This is a genomic window from Oceanicella actignis, from assembly GCF_008124525.1.
In the GTDB taxonomy this organism is placed as follows: domain Bacteria; phylum Pseudomonadota; class Alphaproteobacteria; order Rhodobacterales; family Rhodobacteraceae; genus Oceanicella; species Oceanicella actignis.
In genome coordinates this window covers 378,686-392,523 of record NZ_VNHJ01000003.1, presented here as the reverse complement: position 1 = coordinate 392,523, position 13,838 = coordinate 378,686, and the positions used below count along the sequence as shown (strand labels likewise).

Annotated in this window: 13 protein-coding genes and 1 tRNA gene; 7 read left to right on the top strand and 7 right to left on the bottom strand. The window is 70.3% G+C overall.

Going from position 1 to position 13,838, the window contains the following annotated elements; all coding sequences use genetic code 11:
- The coding region (locus tag LY05_RS07050) for an integrase core domain-containing protein (protein WP_148922614.1) at positions 1-343 on the top strand (343 nt) is incomplete at its 5' end.
- On the opposite strand, the gene LY05_RS15115 is transcribed toward LY05_RS07050, so the two are convergent.
- On the bottom strand, positions 327-482 hold the full coding sequence (locus LY05_RS15115) for a hypothetical protein (RefSeq protein WP_170258874.1): 156 nt from the start codon (positions 480-482) through the stop codon (positions 327-329). The two genes, LY05_RS07050 and LY05_RS15115, sit on opposite strands and share 17 nt — an antisense overlap.
- A gap of 163 nt (positions 483-645) precedes the next feature.
- Between LY05_RS15115 and LY05_RS07045 the strand changes: the two genes are divergently transcribed.
- From LY05_RS07045 to LY05_RS07025, 5 genes are all read left to right on the top strand, one after another.
- Positions 646-1,005, top strand: coding sequence for a hypothetical protein (locus tag LY05_RS07045; RefSeq protein ID WP_170258872.1), 360 nt, complete (start codon positions 646-648; stop codon positions 1,003-1,005).
- A gap of 76 nt (positions 1,006-1,081) precedes the next feature.
- The gene (locus LY05_RS07040; RefSeq protein WP_148922612.1) at positions 1,082-1,639 is read left to right on the top strand and encodes a cupredoxin domain-containing protein; all 558 of its coding nucleotides are present in this window, start codon (positions 1,082-1,084) and stop codon (positions 1,637-1,639) included.
- 88 nt (positions 1,640-1,727) lie between these two features.
- Positions 1,728-3,551: a copper resistance system multicopper oxidase gene (locus LY05_RS07035; RefSeq protein WP_148922611.1), complete on the top strand. Its 1,824-nt coding sequence runs from the start codon at positions 1,728-1,730 to the stop codon at positions 3,549-3,551.
- Positions 3,552-3,555: 4 nt separating this feature from the next.
- Positions 3,556-4,248: a copper resistance protein B gene (locus LY05_RS07030; RefSeq protein WP_072746052.1), complete on the top strand. Its 693-nt coding sequence runs from the start codon at positions 3,556-3,558 to the stop codon at positions 4,246-4,248.
- A 484-nt stretch (positions 4,249-4,732) separates the two neighbouring features.
- Positions 4,733-9,526, top strand: a complete 4,794-nt coding sequence (locus tag LY05_RS07025; protein WP_148922610.1) for a calcium-binding protein — start codon at positions 4,733-4,735, stop codon at positions 9,524-9,526.
- A 302-nt stretch (positions 9,527-9,828) separates the two neighbouring features.
- On the opposite strand, the gene LY05_RS07020 is transcribed toward LY05_RS07025, so the two are convergent.
- The 6 genes from LY05_RS07020 to hisB form a co-directional block, all read right to left on the bottom strand.
- Positions 9,829-9,905: transfer RNA gene (locus LY05_RS07020), tRNA-Arg, on the bottom strand.
- Positions 9,906-9,960: 55 nt separating this feature from the next.
- Positions 9,961-10,320, bottom strand: coding sequence for a phosphoribosyl-ATP diphosphatase (locus LY05_RS07015; RefSeq protein ID WP_072746050.1), 360 nt, complete (start codon positions 10,318-10,320; stop codon positions 9,961-9,963).
- Positions 10,317-11,075 carry an imidazole glycerol phosphate synthase subunit HisF gene (gene hisF, locus LY05_RS07010; protein WP_072746049.1) on the bottom strand — a complete coding sequence of 253 codons (759 nt, stop codon included), beginning with the start codon at positions 11,073-11,075 and terminating at the stop codon, positions 10,317-10,319. The genes LY05_RS07015 and hisF overlap by 4 nt, the downstream gene beginning before the upstream one ends.
- Positions 11,076-11,104: 29 nt before the next feature.
- Positions 11,105-11,827, bottom strand: coding sequence for a 1-(5-phosphoribosyl)-5-[(5-phosphoribosylamino)methylideneamino]imidazole-4-carboxamide isomerase (gene hisA / locus LY05_RS07005; RefSeq protein ID WP_148922609.1), 723 nt, complete (start codon positions 11,825-11,827; stop codon positions 11,105-11,107).
- Between the two features lie 21 nt (positions 11,828-11,848).
- Entirely contained in the window at positions 11,849-12,490 is a 642-nt protein-coding gene (gene hisH / locus LY05_RS07000) for an imidazole glycerol phosphate synthase subunit HisH (RefSeq protein WP_072746047.1), read from the bottom strand.
- Complete coding sequence (hisB, locus tag LY05_RS06995) at positions 12,490-13,077, bottom strand: imidazoleglycerol-phosphate dehydratase HisB (RefSeq protein WP_072746046.1); 588 nt, start codon at positions 13,075-13,077, stop codon at positions 12,490-12,492. Before hisB ends, hisH begins: the two co-directional genes overlap by 1 nt.
- A 140-nt stretch (positions 13,078-13,217) precedes the next feature.
- On the opposite strand from hisB, the gene hslV reads away from it, so the two are divergent.
- Positions 13,218-13,793 (top strand): ATP-dependent protease subunit HslV, encoded by a 576-nt coding sequence (gene hslV, locus LY05_RS06990; protein WP_148922608.1) that lies wholly within the window; start codon positions 13,218-13,220, stop codon positions 13,791-13,793.
- Positions 13,794-13,838: the final 45 nt, after the last annotated feature.

The following is a 13,838-nucleotide window of genomic DNA, read 5'->3' as shown; positions in this document are numbered from 1 at the left end:
TCTGCCGGTGAAGGCCGTGCTGACGGACAATGGTCGCGAGTTCTGCGGCACCGAGAACCACCCCTACGAGCTCTACCTCGACCTGAACGACATCGAGCACCGCCGAACGAAGGTCCGCAGCCCCAAGACGAACGGCTTCGTCGAGCGCTTCAACCGCACTGTGCTGGACGAGTTCTTCCGGGTGAAGATGCGCGAGACCTTTTACGAGACCGTGGAAGCGCTGCAGGCCGACCTCGACGCCTGGCTGGTGCACTACAATACCGAGCGCCCGCATCTGGGCTACCGAAACCAGGGCAGACGCCCCATCGAAACCGTCATGTCATTCGTCAGTCAAGAAGGTTAAGAGAACACCTTATCGTTGCCGTCCAGGCGAGGGCCTCGATCTCGGCTCTCCCGAAGGCCAAGAAGGGGTGCTTGACGGCGATGCGGCGCTGGATCCCGGCGGTCTGGGTCTCGCGACAGGTCGGCAGGGACGCAAGCATGGCGGCTCCGGGCGAGATGTGCCGTGCAGGACCGCGGACATCTTCCGCCGCGCAATCCGGCCGCGCGCCGGGCGGCCGCCTTGCCCGCGCGGCGGGCGCGCCGCGGGAAGGGTGAGAAAAAATGTCCATCCTCCCTTGACCTTCCCCCCGCTGGAAGCCGCATATGTCGCGCATGTTCGTGCTGCGCCGTCTCGTTGCGATTCTCGTCCTCGCCGTCATGACCGCCTCCGTCGCGGCGGGCGCGGCGTTCGCGCATTCCGGCGCGCACGCCCCCCGACCGGCCCACGCGCATGAAGCGGCCGGCGCCGAGGATTGCGCCGGCGCGGCCTGCCGGGCGCAGGAGGCCGCGGATCATGCGCGCGACTGCGCGACGGCGGCAGGACACTGTCAGAACCTGCTCCTGCGCGGCGGCCCGGCGCTGCCGGCGGCGGCGAGGAAAAGGTCCTTGCCGCGCTGGCCGAGCGCCGACATGCATCTTTCCGGCACGTCGCCCGAGGCGCAGACCCCGCCGCCTCGAAGCTGACCTTGCGTCATTGCGCCCGCGTCCCGGCTCGGCCCGAGTCGCGGGAAGACAAGGTTTCAGCTTCAACGAGGACGACATGAACAAGATCCATCTTCTGCGCGCCTTCGCGGCCGCGCTTCTGATCGCGCCGACCGCGGGGCTTGCCGGCGGCGCGCATTCCGGCGGCCATGGCCACGGCGAGGCGGCGCACGGACGGCCCGGCAAGGCCTCGGCCGCCGCGCGCACCGTCGAGGTCGTGATGCACGACAACTGGTTCGAACCCGAGTCGATCCAGGTCGCGCCGGGCGAGACGATCCGCTTCAAGGTCCGCAACGCCGGCGAGTTCGTGCACGAGTTCAACATCGGCACGCCCGCCATGCACGCCGCGCATCAGGACGAGATGCAGATGATGATGGATCACGGCGTGCTGAAGGGGGACTCGATCGACATGAAGGCCGCGAAGGCCATGCAGGCAAGCATGGGGCACGGCATGCATGACGATCCCAACAGCGTGCTGCTCGCGCCCGGCGAGACGGGCGAGGTCGTGTGGACCTTCCCCGAACACATGGACGGGACCATCGAATTCGCATGCAACGTGCCGGGCCATTACGGCTCGGGCATGGTCGGCGAAGTCGAGCTCAAGCACGGCCGCTGAGGCGGCCAACTTGGTTGTCGCTCATCACGGCGCGGCGCCCCGCGACGAGACGCCGCGCCCATTCGGGCAAAAACAAGGAAACAAGCGCATGCTTCTTGCAGGCACGCTCCGGGCCGGCGCGCTCGGACTCGGCCTTGCCGCGACCCTTTCGGGGGCGGCCGCGGCCGGAACCTATGACATCACCGTAGATCGCATCGCGATCGACGCCGGCAAGTTCGTCAAGAACGGCATCGGCTACAACGGCAGCCAGACGCCGACGGTGCTTCGCCTCAAGGAGGGCGAGGAGGCGGTCATCAGGGTCACGAACAACCTGTCCGAAAGCACATCGATTCACTGGCACGGCCTGATCCTGCCCTTCGATCAGGACGGCGTGCCGGGCATCAGCTTTCCCGGCATCGCGCCGGGCGAGACCTTCGTCTACCGCTTTCCGATCAGGCAGGCGGGAACCTACTGGTTCCACAGCCATTCGGGCTTTCAGGAGCCCGACGGCGCGTTCGGCGCCATCGTCATCGAGCCCAGGGCGCGCGAACCCTACCGCTATGATCGCGACTATGTGGTGCAGCTGACCGACAAGCACCCGCACTCCGGGGGGCGCGTGTTCCGCAACCTCAAGATGATGCCGGACTACTACAACCGCAAGCAGCGGACGTTGCTCGACTTTCTTTCCGACGCCGCGGAACGGGGCGTTGGCGCGACCCTGGCCGAGCGGGCGATGTGGGGCGCGATGCGGATGATGCCCACCGACATCGAGGACGTGCAGGGCTATGTCCCGATGATCAACGGCAGGAGCCCGGAGGCGAACTGGACCGGGCTTTTCGAGCCGGGCGAGAGGGTGCGGCTCCGGCTCATCAACTCCTCGGCGATGACCTACTACGACGTGCGCATCCCCGGCCTGAAGATGACGGTGGTGCAGGCCGACGGCAACGACGTGCAGCCCGTCACGGTGGACGAGCTGCGCATCGCGGTCGCCGAAACCTACGACGTGATCGTGCGGCCGACCGAGGCGAAGGCGTATTCGATCCTCGCCGAGTCCATGGGCCGCACGGCGATGGCCCGCGGCACGCTGGCCCCGCGCGAGGGCATGGCGGAGGAGATCCCGCCGCTCCGCGAACCGCCGCTGCTGACCATGGCGGACATGGGCATGATGGAGGGCATGGACCACGGCGACATGGCCGGGATGGACCATGGCGCGATGGCGGGCGCGAGGAACACCGACACGCTGTCCGAGTCCGACGGAGACGAGATCATCGGCGGTCATCCGACGCCAATGGATGCGGAGATGGATCATTCCGCGATGAGCGGGAGCCACACGATGCCTGACGGCTCGCAGATGTCCGGCATGGATCACGGCTCGATGGGCGGGATGGATCACTCCTCGATGCCCGGCATGGGCGGCGGCGATCCGTTCTACGCCCCCGGCAGCGGACTGATCCCTGAAGCGGCGAACGGCGGCAAGTTCCTCTCCTACGCCGACCTGAAGGCCCGCAAGCCGCTCTATCCGGACCGCGAGGCGACGCGGGAGATCGAGCTGCGCCTCACCGGCAACATGGAGCGCTACATCTGGTCCATCAACGGCGTGAAGTACGAGGACGCCGAGCCGATCCGGCTGCGCTACGGCGAGCGGGTGCGCTTCAAGTTCGTCAACGAGACGATGATGAGCCATCCCATGCACCTGCACGGCATGTGGTCGATCCTCGACACCGGCTCGGGCGCGCTCGACCCCGCCAAGCACACCGTCAGCGTGGCGCCCGGAACCACCGTCTACATGGAGACCGAAGTGGACGCGCCCGGCGAATGGGCGTTCCACTGCCATCTTTCCTATCACATGGCCGCGGGGATGTTCCGAAAGGTCGTCGTCGAAGGCGGCCCGACGGCCAGGGCCGCGTTCCTCGACGCCGTGCATGGAGGTTGAACCGATGATGCGTCATGCCATGGCGGCCCTCGCCCTCGCCCTTTCGGCTGCGCCGGCCTTCGCCGAGCCCCTCGTCTGGGGCGTGCGCTTCGATCGGCTTGAACGCCGCGTCAAAGATGGGTCGGATCTGCTGGCCTGGAGCCTGGACGCAAGCGTGGGCTCGGACGAGCTCGAATTCGTCTGGCGGTCCGAGGCCGAATACGATCTGAAGGCCGACGCCTTCGAGCGGCTGAGGAATCAGGCCCGGCTCCAGGTTCCGATCTCGGCCTTTTTCGACGCGGCCGCGGGGGTCATGATCTCGACCCCCAGGGGGCCCGACAGGGCGTATGGGGTGCTCGGGGTGCAAGGCCTCGCGCCCCAGTGGTTCGAGGTGAACGCCGAGCTGTTCGCCTCGGATCGGCCGTTCGCGCGTTTCGAGGCCGAGTATGAGGGATTGCTGACCAACCGTCTCACGCTTGAGCCGGCCCTCGAGCTCGAGCTGCCGCTGGCCGATGACGAGTCCGTCGGCTTCGGCGCCTGGGGGCCGAGGCTCGAGATCGGGGCGCGGCTGCGCTACGACCTCGTGGATCGCCTGTTCTCGCCCCATGTCGGGCTGCATTACGAGCGCGTCTTCGGCAGGACGGCCGATCTGCGCGCCGAGGATGGCGAGGCGCGCGACGCGCTGTTCTTCGTGATCGGCGCCCGCCTGATGTTCTGATCCCGCGCCCCGGCGGCGCTGGCCGCCGGGGCGTTCGCGCGCGGGCTTCCGGGCCGCGCGGGCGGCGGCGGCCGTCGCGCGGCGATTCGCCGCCGCGGCCGTCCGGCGACATGCGCGCCGCCGTCATCCGCCCCGTCGCCTGCGCCGTCGCTTGCGCCGCCTGCGCCCGGATGCGGGGCGGTGGTCGCGCGGCGGTGACGCAGATGCCTCGCCAGGTCCGGCGTTCCGTTCAAGATCAAACGGATGCGCCGATCCGCTCGAGCGGATGCGCAACATGAACAGCGCGGTCGCGATTGCAATGAAAGAGCCGCACGCGCCAGTTCGCGCCTTTGAAACGATTCCATGTTCGATGATGAATAAATGGTTTCTGGTTGACACAAAGTGACCAAGACTGGTCAGATGCAAGGTATTGTTGCGTTGCGGATGCCGGCCCCTTTCGGTCGCCTTCGATCGGCGCAAATCGATTTCGAAGGCGGAGGGAAGGATGCCGCACCAGCAGGGCGCGCCGCACAACCAGATTCACGAATTGCGCTCCGAGCTCGACCACGCGGTCGGCAACGCCGACAAGCTGATCTCGGACCTCAACATCATCGGCAACATCGTCGGCGCGGTCGGGGCGGCGTCGGGCTCGCTCGAGCTGGCCCATGCGCGCATGACGGGCACGCTGCGGCGGATGGACACGATCGAGAAGGTCGCCTTCGTCCTGTCCAAGCTGCCCGTGGTGGGGCCGCTGGGAAGCGGGGTGCTGTTCACGGTCAAGCGGCTGGGCGACCCGCTGGACCGCAGCGTCGGCCTTCTGGATCAGCTCGAAACGCCGCTCAGCACGGTGAACTCGGTCATCGGCGGGATCGCGCTGACCATCGGAACGGTCAACGTCTCGACCGCCGGCGTGCGCAAGATCATGCAGGACAAGTCGGATCTGCTGACGCGCATGGTCGGCGAGGGGCTGCTGCAGGACGACCAGCGCCTGGGGGAAAGCGATCAGGGATGGTATGAGTTCCTCGACCAGGCGAACGCCGACTCGGACGACGCGCTGGCCGCCTCCGAGCCGCTGCGCGAAGAGCTGGCCGCGCTGGATTTCAGCGTCTATCTGGAGATCTACGCGTTCTTCTCGGGCGTGAACCGGATCTTCGACGACATCGACGCCGCGCTCGATCCCATCGCCCCCGCGCTGGACGAGATCGACCGCGCGCTCAAGCCGGTGGACTGGGCGTTCGAGGCCGCCAGCGACGTGATCGACCGCGTCGTCCGGCCGGTGGTGGACGCGGTCATGGAGGCCACGGGGCTGGACGATCTGATCGACGAGCTGTTCGCCCAGCTCAACCCCGCCGCCGACCTGATGAACGAGATGAAGCGCAATCTGGAGCGCATGAAGGTCGAGCTCGAGGCGCCGGGATTCGCCGACGACGTGCGCGACTTCTACGACGGGCTGCGCGCCGATCTGTTCCCCGACGACGTAGCCTTTCCCGCCATCCGGGATCTGGGCGCGCTGATCATGGAGAACCCCGACGGCAGCCTCGTCGTCGCCGGGACCGACGGCGACGACACGCTGACGGGCACGCCCCTGGACGACGACTTCGCCGGCTTCGGCGGCGACGACGACATCGACGGCCGCGGCGGGACCGACCGGCTGCTGCTGCTGCACCGGATTGAGGATTACCGCCTCAAGCTGCTGGGGGATCGGGATCTGGGCCAGCCGCTGCTGGTCGAGGTGGCGGCGCGGGACGCGGCGATCATGTCCGAGGGCGTGGACCGGGCCCATGACGTCGAGCTGTTCAACTTCGCCAATCCCGGGCTGGGCGACGTGCCATGGCAGGCGGTCCGGCAGTTCGTCTATGTGGACGGCGGCTCGGCCGACGCCGTGGGAAGCGCGGGCGAGGACTGGCTGTTCGGCGACGGGCGGGCGAACCTGCTCGAGGGGCGCGGCGGCGACGACCGCCTGTTCGGCGGGGCGGGGAACGACACGCTCAAGGGCGAGGGCGGCGACGACCTGGTCTATGCGGGCGACGGCGACGACCTGATCGTGGTCGGCGAGGGCGCCGATCAGATCTACGGCGGCGCGGGCGTGGACACGGTGGTCATCGACGCCGCCGCCGGCGCGACGGTCGATTTCGCCACCTCCGCGATCGACTACGGCGCGGGCGCGGCCGGCGCCATGCGCGACGTCGAGATCGTGCGCGGCACGCGATGGGCCGACGTCTATCTGGGCGCCGACGGCGCGCAAAGCGTGCAGACGGGCGGGGGCGCGGACCGGTTCCTTTACGCCGGCGAGGGCGACTCCTTCGCGCATCAGCCCACGCCCTGGGGCGACAGCCCGGACAACCTGCCGCTCATGTCCTTCCGCCTCGGCGGCTATGAGGGCGTGCGCGTCGAAGTGCGCGCCGACCCCTACGACGACGAGAACTCGCAGGCGCGCCACTCGGCCAAGGACGCGCCGAATCCGCGCTCCGGCGACTGGACGGTGACCAATGTCGACCGCTTCGAGGGCACCAATTACGGCGACGTCTTCTACGCCTACGGATTCGGCCAAGGCGCCACGCGCGATCGCATCATCTACGAGCGATACGAGCTGGTCGACGGCGACATGGTGTTCCGCTACGTCAAGAACGGCTCGATCTTCATGGGCGGCGCCGGCGCGGACGTGTTCTTCGCCGCCAAGGCGGGCAGCGTCTTCGACGGCGGCGACGGGTTCGACCTGGTCAACTACAACCTCGACAACATCCGCTATCAGGAGACGCACACAGGACAGGGCGTGCAGGGCGTCGAGGTGGATCTGAGCCTTGGCACGGCGAAAAAGCTGCAATTCAGCGGCGCCGGCGCCGAGACGCTGGCCGACCGGCTGATCGGCATCGAGGGCGTGGTGGGCACGCGGGTCGACGACGTGCTGATCGGCGACAACGGCGCGAACTACCTGTTCGGCGATGAGGGCGGCGACGTGATCCGGGGGCTTGGCGGCGCCGACTACGTCGACGTGACCGAGCAGATCGACGGCGACATCGACGCCGGCTCGGGCGACGACATCGTGGCCATGGGGTATGTCGAACGGACCCGCGTCGACGGCGGGGCGGGCTCCGACACGCTCGAGCTCAAGCCCGGCCAGGCCTTCCGCCTTGACGCCTGGCACGAGCCCGACGTGATGGAAGAGGCCGACGACCGAACCCAGAACGTCTCGGGCTGGGCCGTTAACCTGACCGAGGGCAGCGCCTCGTCGCAATTCATGCAGCCGGGCGACGCCGACCCCTTCACCCATGTCATGCCCGTTCTCAACTTCGAGAACGTGTTCGGGACCGAGCGCGACGACATCCTTCTGGGCGACGCGAACGCCAACACCCTGACCGGGCGGGGAGGGAACGACCGGCTTGAAGGCGGCGCGGGCGACGACGCGCTGGACGGCGGCGCGGGGTCGGACATTCTGATCGGAGGCGACGGCGACGACTTTCTTTCGGGCGGCGACGAGAGCGGCGTGATCTTCACGGACGATTTCGGCGATCCAAGCATCACGCGGCTGAAATTCTTCCACGGCGGCTGGAACGACTGGTTCAACCCGGCAGGGCCCATCGAGGTGTGGGAGGCCGTGGCCGACGACGCCGATCCTTCCGACAGCCCCGTCGGCGGAACCATCAGCCCGCCGGCCGTTCCGGGGACCGGGCGGCGCGGCGGCATCGTCGATATCGACGGCTATGCCTCGCCGATGGACCAGATCTATCGGACGCTCGAGACGCAGGTCGGCGGTCTCTATCGCGTCACTTTCGCGATGTCGGACAGGCGCTCGACCCCCTACCCGCATTACGATCCGGGCGAGAGCCTGGAGGTCAACCTCAATGACGCCAGCGTGCTGAACGATCCGACCCTTGCGCGCGTCATGCCGGACGGATCCCTGGTCAGGCCGACGGCGCCCGGCGTCAAGCCCGGTGCCAAGAGCGGGCTGCAATATCTGAGCAGCGCCGCCGAGGACAGCTGGACCATCTACCAGTTCGAATTCACGGGCACGGGCGAGGACAAGCTGGCCTTCGCCGAGGTGTCCGAATTCGTGGACGATCAAGGCCGCACGATTGCCCTGACCAGCGACGGGTATGGCCCTCTGCTGGGCTTCGTCACCGTCGAGAGCCTTGGCCATGTGGATGAACTGACCGGAGGCGGCGGCGCGGATGTTTTCGCGCTGACGCCCGATGGCGGCGAGGATCGGATAAGGGACTTCACCCCGGGCGAGGACAAGATTTCGCTCGCGGCCTTCGGTGCGGCGTGGGCGGATGTCAGCTTCGAGCGGTGGAACGAATTTCGATGGATGCCCGAGAGCACCCAGGTTCTGGTGCGCGGTCAGGTGGCGGGCCTGGTGGTCGGCATGCTGCCCGAGGAGCTGGGCCGCGAGGACTTCATCCTTGCCGAAACCCGCTCGGGGCAGCGCTCGGTCCAGGGCACCGAGGGCGACGACCTGATGGACGGCCGCGACCTGTTCGGCGAGGACGGCGCCGGCGTCGCCTTCGCCGGCGGCGCGGGCGCGGACGAGCTGCTCGGCACCGATGCGCCCGACCAGCTCGGCGGCGGCGCCGGCGACGACCTTCTGGACGGGCGCGGCGGCGACGACGGGCTCGAGGGCGGCGGCGGCGACGACCGGCTGAGCGGCGGCGCCGGCGCGGACCGCATCGAAGGCGGGCAGGGGCGCGACGCGCTGTTCGGCGGCAAGGGCGCCGACCAGCTGTTCGGGGGCAGGGGGGCCGACCGCGCCTTCGGCGGCGGCGGCGACGACGCGCTGAACGGGTGCGAGGGCGACGACCGCCTGTTCGGTCAGCTTGGCGGCGACACGCTGGACGGCGCCCAGGGCCGCGATCGCCTGTTCGGCGGCGACGGCAACGACCTCTTGCGCGGCGGCGACGGGCGCGACGCGCTTTACGGCGGGCGCGGCGCGGACGAGCTGCGCGGCGGCGCGGGCGACGATCTGCTGTTCGGCGCCGAGGGGCGCGACCTTCTGTTCGGCGGCGTCGGGGCCGACCGGCTCGAGGGCGGCGTCGGCGACGACGTCATGTCCGGGGGCGGCGGCGGCGACGTCTTCGTCTTCGCCGACGGGCATGGGCGCGACGTGATCACGGACTTCGCCGCGCGCAGCGGGGCCGAGAAGCTGGACCTGTCGGGCGTCTCGGCGCTCGGGACTCTCGCCGAGGCGCTGAGCGCCGCGCGCCAGACCGCCGACGGGGTGCTGATCGCGACGGGCGAAGGCGACTCGATCCTTCTGCAGGGGGTCAAGCTGGGCCAGCTGGACGCGTCCGACTTCCTGTTCTGACGCGCCGTCCCCGGGCGGGCGCCATGGCGGCGATCCGCGCCCAGGGCCTCGGGCGGCGCGACGGCGCCGGGGGCGGGGGAACGGCGCCTGGCCCCATGCCCGGCCTTTCGCGCCGTCTGAACCATGCTTGCGGCGGGGCTGCGGCGGGGCTTTCGGCGGGCGCGATTGCGGCCGAAGAGGCGGCGCCGCGCCTTGCCCGGCGCGCCGGCTCGCGCGCAGGGCATGGCGATGAGGGGCGTTGGAGGCGCCGCGCCGGGGCTCCATGGTCCGGGGCCGAGGGCTGGCGGTCGCGGGCTGGGAAGTGGCGGTCCCGACAGGATTCGAACCTGTGGCCTCTGCCTTCGGAGGGCAGCGCTCTATCCAGCTGAGCTACGGGACCCGCTGGCCGGATTTCTAGAGGCTCGCCCGCCCCGATGCAAGCGCGAAGCGGCGGCTCAGCGCGGCTTGCGCGCCGCCTTCTCGGCCACGCCAGACACCCCCTCGCGGCGCGCCAGCTCGGCCAGCACCTCGTCCAGCGCGACGTCGCGCGCGGCCAGCATCACCAGCATGTGATAAAGCACGTCGGCGCTTTCATAGACCAGGTTCGCGCGGTCGCCCGCGGCGGCGGCGACGATGGCCTCGACGGCCTCTTCGCCGAATTTCTCGGCGCATTTGCCCGGCCCGCGGGCCAGCAGCGCGGCGGTGTGCGAGACGGCCGGATCGGCGCCCTTGCGCGCGGCGATGGCGGCCTCGAGCCGGCGCAGCACGCCGGGCGCGCCCGCGCCGCCTTCGGGGGGGCTGGCGGGGGCGCTCATGGCCGCACCGGGATGCCGGCGGCGCGCATGTGCGCCTTGGCCTCGGCGATGGTGTGGTGGCCGAAATGGAAGATCGACGCGGCCAGCACCGCCGAGGCGTGGCCCCTGGTCACGCCCTCGACCAGGTGATCCAGCGCGCCGACCCCGCCCGAGGCGATGACCGGGATCGACACCGCGTCGGCGACGGCGCGCGTGAGTTCGAGATTGTAGCCCGCGCGCGTGCCGTCTCGGTCCATCGAGGTCAGCAGGATCTCGCCGGCGCCGCGCGCCTCCATCTCGCGCGCGAATTCGACCGCGTCGATGCCGGTCGGCGTGCGGCCGCCATGGGTGAAGATCTCCCACCGCCCGGGGGCGACGGTCTTGGCGTCGATGGCCACGACGATGCACTGCGCGCCGAAGCGGTTGGCGGCGCGCGAGATCACCTCGGGGTCGCGCACGGCGGCGGTGTTGAAGCTGACCTTGTCGGCCCCCGCCAGCAGCAGCTGGCGCACGTCCTCGGGGGTGCGCACGCCGCCGCCCACGGTCAGCGGCATGAAGCACTGCTCGGCCGTGCGGCGCGCCACGTCGAGCAGCGTGCCGCGATTCTCGTGGCTGGCCGAGATGTCCAGAAAGCACAGCTCGTCGGCGCCCGCCTCGTCATAGGCGCGGGCGGCCTCGACGGGGTCGCCCGCATCGACCAGATCGACGAAGTTGACCCCCTTAACCACGCGCCCGTCCTTGACGTCGAGGCAGGGGATGACCCTGATCTTCAGCATCCTTGCTCCTTGCGTGCGGCGGCGCGGCGTCAGGCGGCCAGATAGGCGGTGGCCTCGGCCGGGTCGATGCGCCCGTCATAGATCGCCCGCCCCGAGATCGCGCCGTCAAGCGGCGCGCCGCATTCCTTGAGCGCGCGCAGGTCCTCCATCGAGGACACGCCCCCCGAGGCGATGACCGGGATCGACACCGCCCGCGCCAGCGCCGCCGTCGCGGCCACGTTGGGCCCCTGCATGGCGCCGTCGCGCTCGATGTCGGTATAGATGATCGCGGCCACCCCCGCATCCTCGAAGCGCCGCGCCAGGTCCAGCGCGCTGACGTCGGTGGTCTGCGCCCAGCCCTCGACGGCCACCATGCCGTCGCGCGCGTCGATGCCCACGGCGATCCGGCCCGGGAAGGCCCGCGCCGCCTCGCGCACCAGCGCCGGATCGCGCACCGCGACGGTGCCCAGGATGACCCGCGCCAGCCCCTTCTCGATCCAGCGCTCGATGGCGGCCATGTCGCGGATGCCCCCGCCCAGCTGCGCCGGGATCGAGACCCGCGCCAGGATCGCCTCGACCGCCGCCGCGTTGACCGGCGCGCCGGCGAAGGCGCCGTTCAGGTCCACGAGGTGCAGCCAGCGGCAGCCGGCGGCCTCGAAGGCGGCGGCCTGGGCGGCGGGGTCGTCGCTGAAGACGGTGGCCTTGTCCATCTCGCCGCGCAGAAGGCGCACGCACTGGCCGTCCTTGAGGTCGATGGCGGGGTAGAGGATCATCGGGCGTCTCCGAAGGGGCGGTCAGGGCCGCCAGAGCAGGAAGTTGGCGATCAGCCGCAGGCCGGTGCGCTGGCTTTTCTCGGGGTGGAACTGCGTGCCGGCGATGTTGTCGCGCCCAACCGCGGCGGCCAGCGGGCGCCCGTGCACGGCATGGGCCAGCAGATGCGCGCCCTCGCGCGGGACGAGGTGATACGAGTGCACGAAATAGGCGTGGTCGCCCGTCGCGATTCCGCGCAGCAGCGGATGCCCGGGCGCGTCGAGGATGAGCTCGTTCCAGCCCATGTGCGGCACCTTGAGCGCCGGATCGCCCGGCTCGAGGCGCGTCACCTCGCCCGGGATCCAGTCGAACCCGTCGGTCGGGCCGTGCTCGAGCCCGCGCGTGGCCAGAAGCTGCATGCCCACGCAGATGCCCAGGAAGGGAACGCCGCCGCGCAGCGCGCGCTCCTCGATGGCCTCGCGCATGCCGGGCAGGGCCTCGAGCCCGGCCTTGCAGTCGGCGAAGGCGCCGACGCCGGGCAGCACGATGCGGTCGGCGCGGCGCACGGCCTCGGGGTCCGAGGTGACCGTCACCGCGCCGGCGTCCAGCTCGCCCGCCATGCGCGCGAAGGCCCGCTCGGCCGAGCGCAGGTTGCCCGAGCCGTAATCGATGATGACCGTCGTCATCACAGCGCGCCCTTGGTCGAGGGCACCGCGTCGCCCTTGCGCGGGTCGGGCTCGACCGCCTCGCGCAGGGCGCGCGCCACGGCCTTGAAGGCGGCCTCGGCGACGTGATGGGCGTTGAGGCCATCCAGCTTCTCGACATGGAGCGTCACGCCGCCGTTCATGGCGAAGGCGGTGAAGAATTCGCGCACCAGCTCGACGTCGAAGCTGCCGATCTTCGGCGCGCTGAAATCCACCTTCCACACCAGAAAGGGCCGCCCGCTCAGGTCCAGGGCCGCGCGCACCAGCGCGTCGTCCATGGGCAGAAGGCACGCGCCGTAGCGGCGGATGCCGCGCTTGTCGCCCAGCGCCTGCCGCAGCGCCTGGCCCAGCGCGATGCCCACATCCTCGACGGTGTGGTGGTCGTCGATGTGCAGGTCGCCTTCGGCGCGCACCGTGATGTCGATCAGCGAGTGGCGCGCCAGCTGGTCCAGCATGTGATCGAAAAAGCCGACGCCGGTGCGGTTGTCATAGGCGCCGGCGCCGTCCAGGTCGATCTCGACCCGGATGTCGGTCTCGGCCGTCTTGCGGGCGATCGAGGCTTTGCGCATGGGCGGTCTCCGTTTCGGACGGGGGGGTTATAGCGCCCGGCGCGGCGGCGCGCCAGTGCGCGCGGGCGCGCGGGCGCGCGGCGGCTGGCGCGGGCGCGCCCGAGGGCCTATATCAGGGGCCGACCCGCAGGAGGATGACGATGACCCAGTCCCCGACCGACGCCGCCCGCTGGCATGGCACCACCATCCTCGCCGTGCGCAAGGGCGGCGAGGTGGTCGTAGCCGGCGACGGCCAGGTGACCTTCGGCGACACGGTGATCAAGGGCTCGGCGCGCAAGGTGCGCCGGCTCAGCGCGCCGGGGGCCGACCAGGTGGTGGCCGGATTCGCCGGCTCGACGGCCGACGCCTTCACCCTGCTCGAGCTGCTCGAAAGCAAGCTCGAATCGCGCCCCGGCCAGCTGGCGCGCGCCTGCGTGGCGCTGGCCAAGGAGTGGCGCACCGAGAAGCGCCTGCGCAATCTCGAGGCGATGCTGATCGTCACCGACGGCGCCGACCTGTTCGTGGTCACGGGCGCGGGCGACGTGCTCGAACCCGAGCACGACGTGGCGGCGATCGGCTCGGGCGGCGCATATGCCCTGGCCGCGGCGCGGGCGCTGATGGACACGACGCTCGACGCCGAGGCGATCGCGCGCAAGGCCATGGCGATCGCGGCCGAGATCTGCATCTACACCAACGGCGCCCTGACGCTCGAGCGCGCGCGCCCGGCGGCCGACTGACGCGCCGCGCCCCGCGCGGGCGCCGAGCGCAGACGAACGGAGATC